General features: G+C 45.5%; 18 protein-coding genes, 1 tRNA gene, 1 pseudogene and 1 other annotated feature. Of the genes and pseudogenes, 17 read left to right on the forward strand and 3 right to left on the reverse strand.

Translation table 11 applies throughout. The features are described from left to right. Positions 1-9: 9 nt before the first annotated feature. The gene (locus ETP43_RS07405) at positions 10-813 is read right to left on the reverse strand and encodes an AraC family transcriptional regulator (protein WP_164979638.1); all 804 of its coding nucleotides are present in this window, start codon (positions 811-813) and stop codon (positions 10-12) included. A gap of 230 nt (positions 814-1,043) precedes the next feature. Between ETP43_RS07405 and ETP43_RS07410 the strand changes: the two are divergent. Then, positions 1,044-3,053: pseudogene (locus ETP43_RS07410) on the forward strand (beta-galactosidase). A gap of 16 nt (positions 3,054-3,069) precedes the next feature. On the opposite strand, the gene ETP43_RS07415 reads toward ETP43_RS07410, so the two are convergent. Further along, positions 3,070-3,963, reverse strand: coding sequence for a LysR family transcriptional regulator (locus ETP43_RS07415; protein WP_129257568.1), 894 nt, complete (start codon positions 3,961-3,963; stop codon positions 3,070-3,072). A 160-nt stretch (positions 3,964-4,123) separates the two neighbouring features. Here ETP43_RS07415 and leuC point away from each other — a divergent pair, with 160 nt between their 5' ends. From leuC to ETP43_RS07490, 16 genes are all read left to right on the forward strand, one after another. After that, complete coding sequence (leuC, locus tag ETP43_RS07420; protein WP_129257569.1) at positions 4,124-5,392, forward strand: 3-isopropylmalate dehydratase large subunit; 1,269 nt, start codon at positions 4,124-4,126, stop codon at positions 5,390-5,392. A 12-nt stretch (positions 5,393-5,404) separates the two neighbouring features. Beyond that, a complete protein-coding gene (gene leuD, locus ETP43_RS07425; protein ID WP_129257570.1) occupies positions 5,405-5,899 on the forward strand; it encodes a 3-isopropylmalate dehydratase small subunit in 495 nt (164 codons plus the stop codon). Positions 5,900-6,096: 197 nt separating this feature from the next. Next, positions 6,097-6,170: transfer RNA gene (locus tag ETP43_RS07430), tRNA-Pro, on the forward strand. 63 nt (positions 6,171-6,233) lie between these two features. Continuing rightward, positions 6,234-6,491 (forward strand) — a binding site (T-box leader). 97 nt (positions 6,492-6,588) lie between these two features. After that, positions 6,589-8,241 (forward strand): 2-isopropylmalate synthase, encoded by a 1,653-nt coding sequence (locus ETP43_RS07435; RefSeq protein ID WP_181951935.1) that lies wholly within the window; start codon positions 6,589-6,591, stop codon positions 8,239-8,241. 103 nt (positions 8,242-8,344) lie between these two features. Further along, entirely contained in the window at positions 8,345-8,707 is a 363-nt protein-coding gene (locus tag ETP43_RS07440) for a hypothetical protein (protein ID WP_164979640.1), read from the forward strand. Between the two features lie 32 nt (positions 8,708-8,739). After that, entirely contained in the window at positions 8,740-9,135 is a 396-nt protein-coding gene (locus tag ETP43_RS07445; RefSeq protein ID WP_129257572.1) for an LPXTG cell wall anchor domain-containing protein, read from the forward strand. A gap of 112 nt (positions 9,136-9,247) precedes the next feature. Beyond that, positions 9,248-10,003, forward strand: a complete 756-nt coding sequence (locus tag ETP43_RS07450) for a CpsB/CapC family capsule biosynthesis tyrosine phosphatase (protein ID WP_129257573.1) — start codon at positions 9,248-9,250, stop codon at positions 10,001-10,003. Between the two features lie 376 nt (positions 10,004-10,379). After that, on the forward strand, positions 10,380-10,985 hold the full coding sequence (locus ETP43_RS07455; RefSeq protein ID WP_129257574.1) for an ECF transporter S component: 606 nt from the start codon (positions 10,380-10,382) through the stop codon (positions 10,983-10,985). Positions 10,986-11,087: 102 nt separating this feature from the next. Further along, positions 11,088-12,020 (forward strand): P1 family peptidase, encoded by a 933-nt coding sequence (locus ETP43_RS07460; RefSeq protein WP_129257575.1) that lies wholly within the window; start codon positions 11,088-11,090, stop codon positions 12,018-12,020. 133 nt (positions 12,021-12,153) lie between these two features. Beyond that, positions 12,154-12,705 carry an ECF-type riboflavin transporter substrate-binding protein gene (locus ETP43_RS07465; RefSeq protein ID WP_022170786.1) on the forward strand — a complete coding sequence of 184 codons (552 nt, stop codon included), beginning with the start codon at positions 12,154-12,156 and terminating at the stop codon, positions 12,703-12,705. Positions 12,706-12,803: 98 nt separating this feature from the next. Then, positions 12,804-14,528: an ABC transporter ATP-binding protein gene (locus tag ETP43_RS07470; protein WP_129257576.1), complete on the forward strand. Its 1,725-nt coding sequence runs from the start codon at positions 12,804-12,806 to the stop codon at positions 14,526-14,528. Beyond that, a complete protein-coding gene (locus tag ETP43_RS07475) occupies positions 14,518-15,348 on the forward strand; it encodes an energy-coupling factor transporter transmembrane component T family protein (protein WP_129257577.1) in 831 nt (276 codons plus the stop codon). Before ETP43_RS07470 ends, ETP43_RS07475 begins: the two co-directional genes overlap by 11 nt. Positions 15,349-15,546: 198 nt before the next feature. Next, a complete protein-coding gene (locus tag ETP43_RS07480) occupies positions 15,547-16,263 on the forward strand; it encodes a metallophosphoesterase (RefSeq protein WP_129257578.1) in 717 nt (238 codons plus the stop codon). Continuing rightward, a complete protein-coding gene (locus ETP43_RS17900; RefSeq protein ID WP_279222149.1) occupies positions 16,264-16,389 on the forward strand; it encodes a hypothetical protein in 126 nt (41 codons plus the stop codon). 42 nt (positions 16,390-16,431) lie between these two features. Then, complete coding sequence (gene miaB, locus ETP43_RS07485) at positions 16,432-17,862, forward strand: tRNA (N6-isopentenyl adenosine(37)-C2)-methylthiotransferase MiaB (RefSeq protein WP_243114228.1); 1,431 nt, start codon at positions 16,432-16,434, stop codon at positions 17,860-17,862. A 157-nt stretch (positions 17,863-18,019) separates the two neighbouring features. Next, entirely contained in the window at positions 18,020-19,357 is a 1,338-nt protein-coding gene (locus ETP43_RS07490; RefSeq protein WP_129257582.1) for an MATE family efflux transporter, read from the forward strand. On the opposite strand, the gene ETP43_RS07495 is transcribed toward ETP43_RS07490, so the two are convergent. Next, positions 19,330-20,277: an AraC family transcriptional regulator gene (locus ETP43_RS07495; protein ID WP_207668916.1), complete on the reverse strand. Its 948-nt coding sequence runs from the start codon at positions 20,275-20,277 to the stop codon at positions 19,330-19,332. The two genes, ETP43_RS07490 and ETP43_RS07495, sit on opposite strands and share 28 nt — an antisense overlap. Positions 20,278-20,450: the final 173 nt, after the last annotated feature.

Raw genomic sequence — 20,450 nt, forward strand, 5'->3', positions numbered from 1 at the left:
ATACAGCGTTTAATTGATTTTCCGAAACTCAGAAGGTGTCATGCCGGTCATTTTTCGAAACATCAGAACAAAATGGCTGGCATCCGTGTACCCCACATCCTGAGCAATATCCTGAATTTTTCGCCCCCGATGACTGACCAGAAGTTCCTTTGCCTTGCTGAGCCGGAATTTGGTCAGATACTCATAGACCGAACATCCCAGATATCTCGAAAAGAGCCGGGAGAGGTACTGGGGTGTGACAAAGACTTCCCGGCTGAGTGCATCAGCGGTGAGGTCTTCCATGTACCGGGTGTGGATGCTGGCTAGAACCGGCCGGATGTATTTTTCCCAGGCAGGCTGTTTGGAAGGATTGACCTGAAGACCACCGGTGAACTGCAAAAGCACCTGATAACATTCCTGTGATAACAGCTGGGAATCTACCGGCGTTTCCTGATGATGAAGGACAGCCTGGTCGATCAGTTTTCGGATGGTGGCGGCTTTCTCATTTTCAAAAAACAGAAGATGCGAGGAGCCGAACAGAGCAGAAAAATAAGGACTCAGGGATCCACTGAAAGTGGCAAATAAAGTGATCCATTTTCCGGAGACGGAACGGTAAGCATGAGGTATTCCGGGAGCGAGCAGAACGCCCTGATTTTCACCGATCGTGTAGTGCTGCCCGTCGATGGTAAGAATACCGGAACCTTCCTGTGTCTGCAGATAATGATAGACCGGGAAACCATCCGGACGCATGGTAGGTTCCTGATCCCAGTTATTCCCGATGGAATCAAACTGAAAAGGGAAATCCACCGGAGCAGAATTAAAATAGATAGGCATAGGGTGATCCTCCATAAAAAATCATACACAGTCTGAAGTATTTTCAACTTCATGGTAGCATACAGAAAAAACATCTGTCAAGGAGTTTCAAAATGTTATAGAAAGAAGTGTATCCTGTTATACAAATTTGAAAAAAGAAGCAGTATAATGCAGATAACAAGAGGTTATCGGAAATTGACAGAAAAGATTCGGATAATTATAGAAACAAAGAGATCGAAAGGAGAAATTTTATGCAGTCAAAATTCAAAAGAATCCTTTACGGAGGAGATTACAACCCCAACCAGTGGCCGGAAGAAGTATGAAAAGAGGATATGAGAATCTTTAAAGATGCGCGGATCAACAGCGCTACGATCAACGTATTTTCCTGGGCAAAGATTCAGCCGTCAGAGCATGAATATAACTTTGCGGAACTGGACAAGATCGTGGAGATGCTCTCCGAAGAAAATTACGATATTGTATTTGCTACTTCTACCGCAGCTCTTCCGGGCTGGATGGTAAGAAAATACCCGGAAGTGATGAGCACCGATTACGAAGGCAGACAGCACCGGTTTGGTCAGCGTCATAATGCCTGCCCGAATTCCCTGGTATATCGCAAATATGCTTCCGCAATGGCAGATAAACTGGCAGAGCGCTATGCGTCCAATCCCCATGTCACCTGCTGGCATATCAACAACGAATACGGAGTTACCTGCTTCTGTGACAACTGTCAGAATGCATTCCGTGTATGGTTAAAAGACAAATATAAAACTATCGAGGAACTGAACAAAGCATGGAACATGGAGTTCTGGGGACACACCGTATATGATTGGGATGACGTGGTAGTTCCGAATGCATTAAGTGAAGGAATCGGAACCGAGAAAACCGCATTTGCAGGTATTTCCATCGATTATCGCAGATTTAATTCAGACAGTGTTCTGGAATGTTACAAGATGGAGAGAGATGCGATCCGCAAATACAACAAAGACGTTGTGATCACGACAAATCTGATGGGAACCTTCAAGGATCTGGATTACTTCAAATGGGCGAAAGAGATGGATATTGTGTCCTGGGATAACTATCCTGCTTACGATACCCCATGGAGTAAGATCGCGATGACACATGATCTGATGCGTGGACTGAAAAAAGCACCGTTCATGCTGATGGAACAGACACCAAGCCAGCAGAACTGGCAGAAATACAACTCCCTGAAACGACCGGGACAGATGCGTGCACAGAGTTATCAGACGGTAGCACACGGAGCAGACACCATTCAGTTCTTCCAGCTGAGAAGAAGTGTGGGAGCATGTGAAAAATTCCACGGCGCAGTGATCGCCCATGTGGGAACGGAAAATACCAGAGTGTTCCGTGAAGTGGCACAGCTGGGAAGAGAACTGGAAAGCTTCGGAACAAAGACCCTGGGCAGCGAAAATATTTCAGAGGTAGGTATGATCTTTGACTGGGAAAACTACTGGGCACTGGAATATACCAGCGGACCTTCCGAAGATCTCAAATATGTAGATCAGATCCATAAATATTATACTTACTTCTATGAGAGAAATATCAGTGTAGATATGATTCCGACAGATGCAGATTTTTCACAGTATAAAGTGATTGTCGCACCGGTTTTGTATATGGTCAAAGAGGGTATGAAGGAAGCGCTGGAAGCGTTTGTGAAAAATGGCGGTATTCTGATCATTACTTATATGAGCGGAATTGTAAACGAGTCCGATAACGTACATCTGGGCGGCTATCCGGGACCACTGCGTGAGATGGCTGGTGTATGGGTGGAAGAGATCGATGCTCTGGCTCCGGAACAGACAAACGAAGTGAAATTCACCGACGGAACCACAGCCTCCTGTAACCTGTTATGCGATCTGATGCATCTGGAAGGTGCCGAAGCACTGGCAACTTATGAGAAAGATTTCTATGCAGGCATGCCGGCAGCCACCAGAAATACATACGGCGAAGGTGCTGCTTATTATGTAGGAACGCAGATGGATGCTGCGGGACTTGCAAAGATTCTGGATCGGGCAGTCAGCGAAGTGGGTGTGAAAGCTGTGATTCCGGAGACAACCGGACTGGAAGTAACCTGCAGAACATCCGACGATACCAGATATTATTATGTGATGAACTTCAAAGACGAAGATCAGATTCTTCCGGAAAGTCTTGCAGGAAAGATCGATCTGATCAGTAGAGAAGTTATCCCGGCAGGAACAGTACTGAAAAAATGGGATGTACTGATCCTGCAGGAAGTAAAATAGAATAGCGTTTTGAATTTTACAGGAGAGGACTTTCCTGTAGATGAAGAAAATGTTCGATGACGGGATTCGCCTGTTCGTTTTTACGGCAGGCGAATCCTATTTGCCTTGGGGGAAACGTAAGTCCAAGCGGCAGAACGATCAGGTCTCCGCCGTCGAGTTCTTCCTGTACAAATTCCTGAATCACACAGGCGGCTCCCATACTGATCTTTGCGAATTCAATCAAAAGATCCATCGTTGAGACTTCCAGAACATTGGACAGTTCCACACCGTGTTCCAGAAATACACGGTTGATATACTGCCGGGTGATATTTTCTTCATCCAGCATCATAAATGTAGCCGTCTGAAAAAGATCGCTGCCTCCGGAGCGCAGTTCCAGATGCTCCAGATAGGAAGAGGTCGTCACAAAAATATCCTGAATTTTCTGCAATGGCTGAAAATAAAATCCTTTCTGGATCGTTGGCTCCCCGACCAGTCCGATGTCGATCTTATTTTCCTCCAGCAGCGTCAGCGTCTGGTACGTGGACTGACAGCTGATCGAGATTTTTACATGCGGATATGCTTTGATAAAACGCTGCAGATGCGGCAGCAAAATGTATTTGCAGAGTGTTGTGCTGACACCGATACGAAGCTGATCCACACCGAGCGCATGATGTCGCGCCAGGATTTCCTCACCTTCCATCAGGGCGTCGAACGCCGCACTCGTATGCTGAAAAAGGATCTCGCCATCGGCGGTAAGTGTCACACCCCGTGAACTTCGCTTGAACAGGGTGGTGTTCAGATTAACCTCGAGCTTCTGAATCGATTTGCTGATGGCGGGCTGGCTGATGTATAACTCCTTGGCGGCATGAGAGATGCTGCCTTTCTTTGCAACGGTGTGAAATACATAATAAAGAGAAAGATTCTGTTCCATAGATTCCTCCGTAAATAAGAGCGTATAAGAAAAATGCTATAATCTGTAGTTATGAAAAATATATTTTATATGTATTGTTATTATACCGCAAGATGTGTTACAATAGCAAACAGTAAATGAAAAATAATTTCAACATCATATACGTAGGAGGAACAGAGACATGGGAATGACGATGACACAGAAGATTCTGGCAGCGGCAGCAGGTCTTGATAAAGTAGAGGCCGGACAGCTGATCGAGGCAGAACTGGATCTGGTACTGGGTAATGATATTACATCACCGGTAGCGATTCATGAGATGGATAAAATGACGGTAGATACCGTATTTAATAAAGATAAAGTAGCTCTGGTCATGGATCACTTTATCCCGAACAAAGATATCAAATCCGCACAGCACTGCAAGTGCGTAAGAGAATTCGCCTGTAAACACGACATCACCAATTACTTTGACGTAGGAGAGATGGGTATTGAACATGCACTTCTTCCGGAAAAAGGTCTGACAGTAGCAGGTGATGTCATTATCGGAGCAGACTCTCATACCTGTACATACGGCGCACTGGGTGCTTTTTCCACCGGTGTGGGAAGTACGGATATGGCAGCCGGTATGGCAACCGGAAAAGCATGGTTTAAAGTACCGTCCGCGATCAAATTCAATATCGTTGGAAAACCTGCAAAATGGGTAAGCGGTAAAGATGTGATCCTGCACATCATCGGTATGATCGGTGTGGATGGTGCCCTGTACAAATCCATGGAATTCACAGGTGAAGGTATCAAGAACCTGTCTATGGATGATCGTTTTACAATCGCAAATATGGCAATCGAGGCCGGTGGAAAGAACGGTATCTTCCCGGTTGATGATGTTGCTATGGCATATATGAAAGAACACTCCAAACGGGAATGGAAAGTATTTGAGGCAGACGAGGATGCTGTATACGATGAAGAATACACCATCGATTTGAGCACTCTGCGCCCGACCATTGCTTTCCCGCATCTGCCGGAAAATACAAAAACCATCGACGAGATCACAGAAGATGTGAAGATCGATCAGGTAGTTATCGGTTCCTGTACCAACGGACGTATCGATGACCTGCGTATCGCAGCTGAGATCCTGGCAGATCACAAAGTGAAAAAAGGTATCCGTTGTATCGTGATCCCTGCAACACAGAAGATTTATCTGCGGGCAATGGAAGAAGGTCTGTTAAAGATCTTTATCGAAGCAGGCGCTGTTGTAAGTACTCCGACCTGTGGACCGTGTCTGGGTGGTTATATGGGTATCCTGGCAGAAAATGAACACTGCGTATCCACAACCAACCGTAACTTCGTAGGACGTATGGGACATGTGGATTCTGAGATCTATCTGGCAAGCCCGGCTGTTGCAGCAGCAAGTGCGGTTACCGGTAAGATTTCTTCACCGGAAGAATTAGGTTTATAGGAGGAAAAGAAGATGAAGGCAGAAGGAAGAGTATTTAAATATGGTGACAACGTAGATACAGACGTAATCATTCCTGCACGTTATCTGAATTCCTCGGATCCGGCGGAACTGGCTACTCACTGTATGGAAGATATTGACAAAGAATTTGTCAACAAAGTACAGAAAGGTGACATCATCGTTGCCAACAAGAATTTCGGATGTGGTTCTTCCAGAGAGCATGCTCCGATCGCGATCAAAGCAGCAGGTGTAAGTTGTGTGATCGCAGAGACATTTGCACGTATCTTCTACAGAAACTCCATCAACATCGGACTCCCGATCATCGAATGCCCGGAAGCAGTAAAAGGAATCGATGCAGGGGATGAAGTAGAGATCGACTTCGACAGCGGTATGATCTATAACAAGACAAAAGGAACCGAGTTCAAAGGTCAGGCATTCCCGGAATTCATGCAGAGACTGATCAATGCCGGCGGATTGGTAAATTACATCAACGCAAATACAGAAAAATAAATCAAGCTATCAGATACAGACGATACGGGAAATCCGGTCGTCTGTATTTACGCGAGCAACGAGTCAAAGTCCGTGCTTGCACGAGACCTTGACGACTGCCGCGATAATGAGTAAAATTCGCGAAGCGTATTTTATCTCGTTTCAGAAGTTAGGCATTGACAAAAACAGGAAAATTCCATATAATATATGTTACTTGCCGGGGTATGGCGTAGCTTGGTAGCGCGCACGGCTGGGGGCCGTGAGGTCGCAGGTTCAAATCCTGTTGCCCCGATTGCAAAACTTACCGTAGAAAGCAGTTGACAATCGGCATATTTCTATGATAAGATTTGTTTTGTAAAAAGCGTGGAAGAGGAAGAGTACAGAGGATTCGGCTTTCAGAGAACTGCTGGCTGGTGTGAAGCAGTGGATGAAGAGTTTGGAACTGCCCTCGGAGCTGCTGCCTGAACGAAATATATTTCCAGTAGGAGTAGTCGGAACACCCCACCGTTATCACGGGGGAGGATATAAGGTGTAGACCCGTATCTGGCAGAGTGCATGAAGAGATTCATGAAAAAGAGTGGTACCGCGTAGGAGATAATCCTTCGTCTCTTGAAAAGAGAGACGGAGTTTTTTTTGCGCATTTTTACATATCCATAAAGAAGATAGATGCCAGAGCTGTGCAGGGAATCAAATTTAGGAGGACAAGGAACATGATGAATTACAAAAAGTATGTAAGACAGTATTTTATGCCACCGGTAAAATGCATGAAATGGGCAGAGAAAGAGTATGTAGAGAAAGCTCCGATCTGGTGCAGCGTGGATCTGCGTGACGGTAACCAGGCACTGGTAATCCCGATGAGTCTGGAGCAGAAAATCGAGTTCTTCAAACTTCTGGTAAAGATCGGATTTAAGGAAATTGAAGTAGGTTTCCCGGCAGCATCCGAGACCGAGTATGAATTCTTAAGAGCACTGATCGAACAGAACCTGATTCCGGAAGATGTAACGATTCAGGTACTGACACAGGCAAGAGAACATATTATCCGTAAAACTTTTGAAGCGGTAAAAGGTGCACCGAGAGCCATCATTCATGTATACAATTCCACCTCTCTGAGCCAGAGAGAGCAGGTATTCCGCAAATCAAAAGAAGAGATCAAAAAGATCGCTGTAGACGGAGCCGCACTGTTAAAGAAACTGGCTGATGAGACAGACGGAAACTTCCTGTTCGAGTACAGCCCGGAAAGTTTCACCGGAACAGAACCGGAATATGCACTGGAAGTATGTAACGCCGTTCTGGATGTATGGAAACCAACCGCAGAGCAGAAAGCAATCATCAACCTGCCGGTAACCGTAGAACATTCCATGCCGCACGTATATGCAAGCCAGATCGAGTACATGTGCGACAATCTGAATTACAGAGAAAATGTTATCGTATCTCTGCATCCGCACAACGACCGTGGATGTGGTGTGGCAGACTCTGAACTTGGACTTCTTGCCGGTGCAGACCGTATCGAAGGAACACTGTTCGGAAACGGTGAGCGTACCGGTAACGTAGATATCATCACACTGGCTATGAATATGTATGCACAGGGTGTAGATCCGGAACTGGACTTCTCCGATATGCCTGATATCTGCGAAAAATATGAAAAATTCACCGGTATGAACGTAGACCCGAGAAGCCCGTACAGCGGTTCTCTGGTATTTGCCGCATTCTCCGGTTCCCATCAGGATGCAATCGCAAAAGGAATGCACTGGATCGAAGAAAAAGACCCGGATCACTGGACTGTTCCGTATCTGCCGATCGATCCGAGAGATGTCGGAAGAAGCTACGATGCAAATGTTATCCGTATCAACAGCCAGTCCGGTAAAGGTGGCGTAGGCTATATTCTGGAAACAAAATACGGTCTGAACCTGCCGCCGAAGATGCGTGAAGCAATGGGATACGCAGCAAAAGCAGTATCTGATCATACTCATAAAGAACTTCATCCGGATGAGATCTTCGAACTGTTCAAAGAGACTTTCGAAAATGTCAAGAAACCGCTGGATATCCAGAAAGTACATTTCCAGCAGAATGGACACATTACCACACAGGTTACTTCTTCCTTCGAGGGTCGTGTGATCACAACCGAAGCAAATGGTAACGGACGTCTGGATGCGGTAAGCAACGCACTGAAAAAAGCATACGACATGCAGTACACACTGGTTTCCTATACCGAGCATGCACTGGAGATGAGCACAAGCTCCAAAGCAATCGCATACGTAGGTATCCAGAAACCGGACGGATCCCTTTCCTGGGGCGCTGGCGTCGACAGCGACATCATCCGCGCTTCCATCGATGCCTTAGTTACCGCTATTAATAACCGATAAATCCGTAGGGAAAACTGTGTACAGGAAAAGGTAAAGTGTGTACAGGAAAAAAACAAAGCTATCTATGAACAGATAGCTTTGTTTTTGTATATGGAGAATGAAAGTGGAACAACAGGAAAAGAGGAAGAAAATGGCAGGAAGACCGAAAAAGAAACCGGATTACGATGAAAAACAACAACTGGATGCGTTTCTGGAAGAACTGACGGCAGCATATCAGGAAGCGGATTCTCTTCGGACGATGGCAGCAGAACTGGATATTACACCATTAAAACTTCGTAAGCCGCTGATTACGGCGGGAGCATTTTCATCAGAAACCAGCACAGAGGTTTGCAGACTGCGCGAGGAAGGAAAATCGGTTCCGGAGATTATGGATATCACAGGACTTTCGAGAGCGTCGGTGCACTCGTATCTTCCATATATAAGCAGAAAAAAGCAGCTGAAGAGATTAAGACAGCAGCAAAACTGAAAGAAGTTCTGGGCGACAAATATGAAGAAGGAATGACAGTTATCGATGTGAAATACCTGTATCCATACGGAGCATTCAGTGGAAAATTCCCTCTGACGATGACATTTAATGTAACTGGAGTTACATCTTCTTCCAAAGTTCAGGTACTTGCATATAACGATGAAACAGGTCAGTGGGAAGTCGTAGAGTGCACAGTAGGTAACGGAACAGTTACAGCAGTGCTTAATTCCCTTTCTCTGGTTGCTTTTGTAGTAGATGGTAAGACAGCTGGAACAATCAATACAGCAACTTCTACAGGAAGCGGAAGTAACACTTCCACCGTTTCTCCGAAAACAGGTGAAGGCAATACCATGATGATAGTTGCAATGTTTGCAGCAATTGGACTTGCTGGAATGACAGTTGTAGTTGCAGGAAGAAAAAGAGCATAAATAAGGCGCATACGGGGAGCAGGGCAGTTGATGTCCTGCTCTTTTTGTGGTTATATGAGGTTGTAATTTGATGGATTCTTTCGTATAATAAGCGAAGTAGTACAGTGAGATTGTGAAAAAGAGAAAGGATTACTGGCAGCGAATGAAAGAAATATACGATATCCATACACATATTATTCCGGGAGTGGATGATGGTGCGGATACATTGAAAACAGCGAAAAAGATGATACGGAGAGAATATGCGGATGGCGTGCGTACGATTGTTCTGACACCGCATTTTCGTAAAGGAATGTTTGAATCGCCGATGACGAAAGTGCAGGCTGGTTATCAGAAAGTGCAGGAACTTGCAGCGGAACTTGCGCCGGATCTGCAGGTGCTTCTCGGATGCGAATTTCATGTAAATACCGAGATGGTTCAGATGTTGAAGCATGGGGAACGTCCGACTCTGAACGGAACTTCCTGCGTGCTGACAGAATTTTCTCAGCTGCATACCTTTCAGTTTATAGAGAATTCCTGTCATGAACTTCTCACGAACGGTTACACTCCGGTGATTGCTCATGCGGAACGATATCCGACCTTACAGAAAAATATGGATTATCTGGAGCGGCTGCATGATATGGGAGCCTATATTCAGATGAATGCAGACAGTATCAGCGGGGCAGATGGACTGCGTATGAAATGGTTTTGCAAAAAGGTGATGAAACGTGATCTGCTGCATTTTGTAGGAAGCGATGCACATAATATGAAAAACCGGATGCCACAGATGGGAAGATGTGCAGAGTATATGGAAAAACATATGGGACGTGATTATACAAAACAAATATTGATCCGTAATCCGAAAAAAATGTTACGGAAAACAGTTCGGTAGCGGGTATTCGAAGAAATACAATCTTTTTCCATTTTCTTCTTGCCATTTGAAAAATAAATGTTATAGTAGAAAGGAACGTTATTCCTGTGTGAAAACGCATCATTCTATTATAACATTTTCAGTATTTAAAATAATATGGAAAGAGGATAGTGCTGACCGTTTTGGCGGCAACTATACGGAAAGTCCATAAAATCTTATCTGTAACTGTATAGTTTTGGTACAGTTATCTGTTAGTATGTCTGCTTTTCTACAGGTATGTTATGTTCAAAATGATTCCCAATATTCTATAATTTAATGAGCCGAGAGACAGGGAACGTATTTCCATATTTTCTGGCAGTGCGCCGTTTCATCGGACAGAAGAGGAGAAAAAGAAACTATGAACAACACACATGCATCACGGACACGGTATCTGGTGGAACTGGCACTGATGGTGACCATTATTTTCGTTATGGCATTTACCCCGCTGGGATATTTCCGGACACTTGGATTATCCATTACGTTTCTGACGGTACCGGTAGCGGTTGGCGCGATGATTCTTGGACCGACAGGCGGTGCGATCTGTGGTCTGGCATTCGGTATCACCAGTTTTATGCAGTGCTTCGGTATGGGCGCTTTCGGAACCATGTTATTCAGCATCAACCCACTGGGAACAGCAGTAGTATGTATCATTCCACGACTCCTGGAAGGCTGGATCACAGGACTGATTTTTAAAGCAATTCGCGGAAAAATGAAAAACGGTGCTTACCTGGTAGCAAGTCTTGCGTGCCCGTTGCTGAACACGCTGTTTTTTATGAGTACGCTGGTGCTGATTTTTTACAATACAGATTATATCCAGGGATTTGTAACGTCTCTGGGAGTAAGTAACCCGTTTACGTTTGTTGTGGCATTTGTCGGTGTGCAGGGACTGATCGAGGCGATTGTCTGCTTTATCCTGGCAGGAGCAATCTCAAGAGCACTGAGTGCGGCACTGCACAGAATCTGAGAAAAAACTGGATTTGAGATAATATACGGAGCATGCCGGAACTTTCCAGCGGGGAGTCTGGCATGCTCTCAACATTTTAGGGGAAAGGGAGATTTGAGATAAATGAGTGGAATACGTGAAATAGCAATGACAGAAATGCCGGAGGTTTCGATCGGCAATGTGCAGAATGAAGAGGCAAAAACCGGTGTGACAGTTCTTTTGTTTGATAAGAAAACAGGTGCTGTTGTCGGTGTGGATATCAGTGGTGGAGGTCCGGCATCCCGTGAGACTCCGCTGACTTCCCCGGTTACAGCAGATAACCCGATCAATGCGATTGTTTTATCCGGTGGATCGGCTTACGGTCTGGCAGCATCGGACGGTGTGATGCGTTGCCTGGAAGATCATGGGATCGGCTTTGAGACCGGATATGCGAAGGTTCCGCTGGTGTGCCAGTCCTGCATCTATGACCTCGGGTACGGAAGTGCTACCGTGCGCCCGGACAGTGAGATGGGATATGCAGCCTGTGAGAAAGCGCTTGCAGGAGGCAATCCGTCCAGTGGCAGTGTGGGAGCGGGAACGGGTGCTACGGTAGGAAAAATCTGTGGTATGGAACGGGCGATGAAATCAGGGCTTGGTATGTATGCGGTACAGTTGGGAGAACTGCGGATGGCAGCTGTTGTGGCAGTCAATGCCCTGGGAGATATTTTTGATTCTTCTACCGGAAGAAAGATCGCCGGACTCCGGACGGAGGACGGTACTGCGTTCAGTGACAGCTGTGAGGAACTGTGGAAAATGGGGCAGAGAGAAAACTTGTTTACCGGCAATACGACGATCGGAGCCGTGATCACAAACGGAAAATTTAACAAAGCACAGATGAACAAGATCGCATCCATGACCAGAAATGCCTATGCCCGCTGCATTAACCCGGTGGGAACTATGGCGGATGGTGACAGCATTTACGCGGCATCTGCGGGTGAGGTGGAAGCAGATCTGAACGTTGCAGGAACGCTTGCGGCTTATGTAATGGAGCGTGCGATCGTGGCAGCGATTCGGTAAAAATATTGACAACTCCCCGTAAAACAGCGTATACTATACAGGAATATGGCGTTGTTGTATTTGGCAAAAATTTTGAGCGATCCGCATAAGAATCGGAGTTTACAACAGCGAAAACACGAGGGAGGAAATGAATATGAAAAAGAATAACAGTATCAAAACTGTGGTAGCCATCGGTATCGGCGCGGCTCTGTTCTTTGTGCTGGGACGTTTTGTGGCGATCCCGAGCCCGGTTCCGAACACCAACATCAGTCTTCAGTATGCAGTACTGGCTCTGCTGGCTGCTATGTACGGTCCGGTAGCCGGTGGTCTGATCGGTTTCATCGGTCATACACTGGTGGATCTGTCCTGGGGTGGAATCCCGTGGTGGAGCTGGGTGATCACATCTGCATTTGTCGGTGTGGTTGTAGGAGCATTCGCCAGAAAGCTGAACGTTCAGGAAGGTGATTTTGGTAAAGCAAAAGCAGCAGTATTTGCAATCGCAAACGTAGTTGCTCATGTCATCGGATGGGTTGTAGTGGCTCCGGTACTGGATATTCTGATTTATGCTGAACCGGCAAAAAAAGTATTTGCACAGGGTGCATTTGCCGCAGTATCCAATACGATCACCGGTGTGGTAGTAGGTGGACTTCTGATCCTGGCTTACACAAAGACCATTGCCAAAAAAGGATCCCTGGATCAGGAATAAAATCAGTTGCTGATTACGAAAAAGCTTTCTCATAAAGTCTCAGAGACTTGTGAAAAAGCTTTTTCTTTTGTAAATAGTAAGACGAGGTAGAGAAAAACGTGACAAACAAACAATCCCCTGTTATTTCATTCAAAAATTATTCCTTTCAGTATCGTGCCCAGAAACGACCGACGTTAACAAATATCAATCTGGATATCTATCCGGGTGAGAGAGTTCTGATCGCAGGTCCCTCCGGTTGTGGGAAAAGTACTCTGGCGGGCTGTATTAACGGACTGAATCCTTGTTCCAATCCGGGCAAAGCCACCGGCGAACTGATCATCGATGGGGTGGATGCCACAAAAAGCAGTATTTTTGAGCTTTCCGCTCATGTGGGAACGGTTCTGCAGGATCCGGACGGACAGTTTATCGGACTGACTGTAGGAGAGGATATCGCGTTTTCCCTGGAGAACAGCTGTATGCCCCAGGATGAGATGCATCAGATCACGCGAAAAGTAGCAGAACTGGTAAAAATCAATAACCATCTGGACTATGCACCCCATGAACTTTCCGGCGGACAAAAACAACGGGTCAGTCTTGCCGGTGTTATGGTGGATCAGGTGAAGATCCTGTTATTTGATGAACCACTTGCCAATCTGGATCCGGCAACCGGAAAACAGACGATCGAGCTGATCGATGAGATCCAGAAAGAGACCGACACTACGGTAGTGATCATCGAACATCGTCTGGAAGATGTATTATGGAGAGATGTGGATCGGATCATCCTGATCAGTGAAGGAAGGATCCTGGCAGATCTGCATCCGGATGAGCTTCTGGCAACGGATCTTCTTGTTGAAAATGGGATCCGGGAGCCACTGTATCTGACTGCGATGCGCTATGCCGGAATCACGCTGACACCGGAGAAAAAACCGTCCCATGCAGACACGGTTACACTGCCGGAAAATGATGTAAAACAATTACAACAGTGGTTCCAGTCACGCGGGGCAGGAAAACAGGAGACAGAAAGAGAACCTCTTCTGGAAGTGAAAAATCTGAGTTTTGGATATACAAAAGGAGAGCGAACGCTTCAAGATGTAAGCCTGACGATCCGAAAAGGAGAGATGGTCAGCATCGTAGGCAAGAACGGAGCCGGAAAATCGACATTTTCCAAACTGGTCTGTGGTTTCGAGGATCCGGATCAGGGAGAGATTCGCTTTGCGGGGAAGGATCTGCTGACAGAAAATATCCGTCACAGAGCAAAACATATCGGCTACGTGATGCAGAATCCAAACCAGATGATTTCTAAGACCATGATTTTTGACGAGGTGGCACTGAGTCTTCGCAATACAGGAATGGACGAGGCTGCGATCCGGGAGCAGGTGGAAGAGACGCTGAAGATCTGTGGCCTGTATCCGTTCCGAAACTGGCCGATCTCAGCTCTGAGTTTCGGACAGAAAAAACGTGTGACCATCGCCAGCGTTCTGGTACAGAATCCGGAATTGATCATTCTGGATGAGCCGACGGCGGGGCAGGATTTTTATCATTATACAGAAATTATGGAATTTTTGCGAAAATTAAATGAAGAGGGTGTCACCGTTGTGATGATCACCCATGACATGCATCTGATGCTGGAATATACATCGCGGGCACTTGTTTTTGCGGACGGACGGCTGATTGCTGATGACTGTGCAGCTGCAGTTTTATGTAATCAGAAGCTGGTTGAACGGGCAGCGCTGAAAGAAACCAGTTTATTTACGCTGGCAAACCGGGCAGGTATCGCACCGGCGGAAGCCTTTGTGGAATGTTTTATCGAAGAAGATCGGGAGGTACGCAGCCATGGCCGCTAATACGGTATTAAATTATCTGCCAAGGGAAAGTGTAGTTCACAGACTCACCGGAACTACCAAGCTGGCATTTTTCCTGTTATTTACCTTCGCCAGCATGATCACCTACAACACCTGGGTGCTTCTGGGACTTTTGGCGGTGAGTATCTCAGCGTTCAAACTCAGCAAGATCCGCTTCAAAGAAGTCCGTTTTATGATGATTTTCATGCTTGTTTTTCTATTGTTGAATAATTTGTTCATCTTTTTGTTCGACCCGGATCAGGGAACAACACTGTATGGCACCCGGCATGTACTCTGCCATCTGTTCTGGAGGTATGATCTGACAGCGGAGCAGCTGTTTTATATGGTAAATATTTCCATCAAATACTTCGTGGCACTGCCGGTAGCGATCCTGTTTATCTCAGCGACGAACCCCAGTGAATTCGCTGCCAGCCTGAACAGCATCGGTATCTCCTACAAAGTAGGCTATTCCGTGGCTATCGCCCTGCGTTACATCCCGGACATCCAGCGAGACTACCACAGCATCAGCCAGGCACAGCAGGCGAGAGGTGTGGAACTTGGAAAAAAAGAACACTTTTTCACAAGACTGAAAAACTCTGTCAACATCCTGCTGCCACTGATCCTTACAAGCCTGAACCGCATCGATACGATCTCGAATGCGATGGAACTGAGGGGATTCGGAAAACATAAAAAAAGAACCTGGTATACGAAACGGTCATTCGCAAGAAATGATTTTATCGTGCTGGGACTCGGAGTTGTGCTGCTGGGGGTGAGCCTGACGGTGACGATTCTGTTTGGGAGATTTTATAATCCGTTTGTGTAGAGAATAGAAGAAGCGTTGTAGTTGTTAGCTGTTCAATAGAGTAATAAAGTGAAAGAAGTATATCCTGATTTCGAATGAATTTTAATTTCTGAAATTGGGATATATTTTTATTATATGTATAAAATATGATATAATAATCGGAAAGTACAAAAAGTATTCGTATAAAACAATTCAAAACATTTTGAGGAGGAATTGGCGATGGCAAATTATGTGATTGCGGATATCCATGGGGAATATGATGCGTTTGAGGAACTTCTGGCGAAAATATCATTTGGAGACGAGGATACGCTGTATATTCTGGGGGATGTTTTGGACAGAGGACCAAATCCCATTAAAGTGATGCGGAAGCTGATGACAATGCCAAATGCGATCTGTATTGCAGGAAACCATGAAGTAATGGCACTGGAGTGTCTGGAGTTTCTGCTGCAGGAAATCTCAGATAAAGCGATCGAAAATCTGGATCAGGTGACGTTGGATAAGCTGGTTACCTGGCAATATAATGGTGCATCTACTACGATTAATGAATTCAGAAAATTAAGCGTATCGGAACGCGAGGATGTGATTGCATTTATCCAGGATTTTTCTGCTTATGAAGAAATGTCAGTCGGAGAGAAAGAGTATCTCCTGGTACATGCCGGACTGGGTAATTTTTCACCGGAGAAAGATCTGAGTGAGTATACGATTCACGATCTTGTATGGGACAGAGGCGTTCTGGGAGAAAAATATTTTGATGATGTCATTACCATCACAGGACATACGCCGACCATGGGGATACCAGGAAATCCACATCCTGGATACATATTCAAATTAAATAATCGGATTTATATTGACTGCGGAGCCTGTTTTCCGGGTGGACGGCTTGCTGCGTTCTGTCTGGATACCGGGGAAGAATTTTATTCGTCAACTCACAGGTAAATGCCAGAAGAAAAAGAAGCCATTGAAATTCCTACTCGTATCAAGTATAATAAAGCATTGTCGGTAACTGCGCATGGTTTGCTCAGTTACATTGCTTATGAAAACAACGATGTGACTGCACCCTAAGAAACAGGAGAAAACCGCAGTTATGAAAGGATGAAAATAAAGATGGAAAATAAGAAAGAAACCCTCACTGCTGTCGAAGAACAGAAACGTCAGCAGCAGTTTATTGAAAAAGCCCGCATCTATGTCAGAGAAAAATCAGAAGAACTGGGACGTCCGTTATATGCCTGTACGACTACCTTCGGGTGCCAGATGAACGCCCGCGACTCCGAAAAACTGGATGGTATTCTGGAGGCGGTCGGTTATATCAAGACAGATAAAGAAGACGAAGCAGACTTTGTTATTTACAATACCTGTACAGTCCGTGAGAATGCCAACCAGCGTGTCTATGGCCGCCTGGGATATCTTGGCAGCATGAAAAAGAAGAAACCGCATATGATGATCGCGCTCTGCGGCTGTATGATGCAGGAAGCCCATGTGGTAGAAAAACTGAAGAAGAGTTACCGGTTCGTGGATCTGATCTTCGGAACCCATAATATTTTCAAATTCCCGGAACTTCTGTGTTATGCGATGGAATCTGACCGCATGATCATCGATGTCTGGAAAGATACGGATCAGATCGTGGAAGACCTGCCGGTAGACCGAAAGTATAAGTTCAAATCCGGTGTCAACATCATGTTTGGATGCAATAATTTCTGCAGTTACTGTATCGTACCGTATGTCCGTGGTCGTGAGAGAAGCCGGAATCCGAAAGATATTGTCAGAGAGATCGAACATCTGGTAGCGGACGGCGTGGTAGAAGTCATGCTGTTGGGCCAGAATGTCAATTCCTATGGAAAGAATCTGGAAGAGCCGATGACGTTTGCTCAGCTGTTAAAAGAGATCGAAAAGATCGAAGGGCTGAAAAGGATCCGGTTCATGACCTCTCATCCAAAGGATCTGTCCGATGAACTGATCGAGGTGATGGCCGAGAGTAAAAAGATCTGTCCGCATCTGCATCTGCCTCTGCAGTCAGGAAGCAGCCGGGTGTTAAAAGAGATGAACCGTCGGTATACAAAAGAGTCTTATCTGGCTCTGGTTGACCGTATCCGTGAGAAACTTCCGGATATTTCTCTGACGACGGATATTATTGTGGGATTTCCGGGAGAGACAGAAGAAGATTTTCTGGAGACCATGGATGTAGTCGGAAAAGTGGGATATGACAGCGCATTTACCTTTATTTATTCCAAAAGAAGCGGAACACCTGCAGCGGCCAAAGAGGATCAGGTGCCGGAAGAGGTTGTAAAAGATCGTTTCGACCGTCTTTTAGCGCAGGTGCAGGAAATTGCACGAGAACGTTCTTCCCGTTTTGAGGGAACGGTACAGGAAGTTCTGGTAGAGAGTGTCAACGATCAGGATGCATCTCTGGTAACCGGACGAATGGGCAATAATCTTCTGGTACATTTTCCGGGGGATGCTTCTATGATTGGCACATTCAAACAGATCCATCTGGACGTATGCAAGGGATTCTACTATATGGGAACGCCTGCAGAATAGAAAATGTTACTGTTCACTCTGACTTTTACCTCAACATCATAGAATAGTATCAAAACAGAATAGTAATGTCATGGAAAAAGGATCATTTCAGTAGTAAAATACTGGCTAAAAGCAGACAGTATTTGAGAATACCGTTTAGACATCAGGAGGTAGCATAATGGGTAAGAATACGACAAATGATATGACGCAGGGAAACTGTATGCGTTTGCTGGTACAGTTTTTCCTGCCGATCCTGGCAGGAAATCTGTTTCAGCAGTTATACAGTTTTGCAGATTCCATGGTGGTGGGAAAAGGAATTGGCGATACGGCACTTGCAGCGGTTGGGAACACCGGTTCCGTACATTTTCTGATCATCGGTTTCGCAATCGGGCTGACAGGAGGATTGGGAATCTGTATTTCTCAGTCTTTTGGAAGTGGCAATTATAAAAAACTTCGTAAAGAGCTGGCAATGTCTGTCTGGATCTGTCTGGCCGTTGGGATTGTGATTACAGTGGTAAGTCTGGCCTTCATGCGGCAATTATTTACATTTCTCCATACACCGGAAGATCTGATGACGGAAACACTGCAATATTTCGGAACAATTCTTGCGGGAACCACCATTACAATTTTTAATAATTTTGCCATGACACTTCTGCGTTCCGTCGGAAACAGCCGGGTGCCTCTGGTTGCAATGATAATTTCTGCCATTGCTAATGTCCTGATGGATCTGTTATTCGTTTTTCCGTTGCATATGGGTGTTTTTGGTGCAGCGTTAGCCACTGTTCTGGCACAGGTTCTGTCTGCGCTTTACTGCTGTTACTACATAGGAAGAGAAAAAAATCTGATCCCGAGAAAAACGGACTGGAAACCACAGGGCGTGATCATCAAAAAACTGACATTGAAAGGTCTGCCGGTTGCCGTTATGAATTCTGTCACTGCAGTGGGCGGAATGGTGTTACAGACGTTTGTCAACAATATGGGAACAAGCTATGTGGCTGCCTATGCGGCATGCACCAAGATCCTCGGTCTTTTTGAACAGCCGGCAAATACAGTGGGCCTGGCACTTCTTACTTTTGTGGGACAGAATTATGGTGCCGGAAAAAAGGAGCGGATACGTACCGGTATCCGGGAAGGAGTTATCCTGACGATCCTGATAAATATTCCACTGGCTCTGATGTTGCTGTGTATTCCTGAGTTTCTGACTTCTTTCATGTTGAATGATGCGTCGATTATTTCTTACACAAGAGATTTTCTGGCGGTTACAGGCATCTGTCTGTTTCCTCTGGGATGGCTGTTTGTGTTCCGCAACGGGTGTCAGGGCATGGGGCATACGTTTGTTCCGATGCTTTCAGGAGTCCTGGAAGTGTCTCTTCGAGTGGTCATGGTAAAGCTGCTGACTCCATATCTGGCTTTTCGTGGTGTTGCTCTGGCAGAAGTATCTGCCTGGATCGGCGCCTGGATCATGTTGATGATCACTTACCGGATCTATCAGGAAAGAACGGATTCTTTTCGGTAAGTCTGAGGAGAACATCCTACCTTGGTGCGAAACTGTCGATTGAAATTTGAAAGGTTATGAAATCCGGTATCGAAAGCAATGTCGGAGATATTGCGATCCGTATTGCGCAGAAGGTCGCATGCTGATCGGATACGTACCTGATTCAGATATTCAATGGCTCCGAGACCGAAATTCTGTTTGAAACAGCTCATAAAGTAACTGCTGCTCATATGAGCGATCTTTGCCAGCTGCTCTATGGTAACAGATTCGGAATGATGTTTCTGTATATAAGTGAGAACAGGCCGAAGTGTTTCGGTCAGCCGGGATTCTGTCGAAGCCGTGTGTTCGGTGCAGAGTCCCGGTGTCGATGCCAGCAGATAAAATAAGCGAAGCAGTTCGCTTTTCAGCAACAGATCCGACGTTGCAAGATTTTTGTGCGCACACTGCATAATAGTCCGGACCGAATCATGGAGTTCATGATACCCCTGGTTTTCCTGAGATACAGGGACCAGAACTCTTCGCCTGGAAGAAAAGATCGGCAGCAGAATATCTGTATAACAACGGTCATCGTAACTTCCCACCAGCATATTCTGATGAAAAACAATGGTATCATAAAAAAAAGAGCTGTGCTCATCCGACATGATAGCATGAAGGACGTTGGGCTGGATCAGAAAGATGTCTCCCGGTTTGGCAGAGATGGTCTGATCCTCGTATTTGAAAAAACCATTTCCAGATTTTATGTAATTTAATTCCATTTCACTGTGCCAGTGTAGCGGTACACTCGTAAAATAATCCGGTATACCGCAGTCATAGTAACTGTATGGAACCTGAATGGATCCGTGTTGGCATTTCTCTTTTATCGCATAAAGATTCATAACATACGCCTCCGTAAAATAAATATCTCCGGCAGAATAATTAAAATCATAGAATAGTATTGCCAAGAATACTGTTTCCGGGAAATATAAAAGAATCAGTTGTAATATATCATATAATGATACGTGTTGCAACGGAAAACAGGGAAGGGTATGATGTTGCAGAATGAAAATCTGTGGCATCAGGAACCCTTTTTTGCTGTGAAAAATAATATAAATTATTTTTTGAGAATAAAATATGG

Source organism: Blautia faecicola, from assembly GCF_004123145.1.
GTDB lineage: Bacteria > Bacillota > Clostridia > Lachnospirales > Lachnospiraceae > Oliverpabstia > Oliverpabstia faecicola.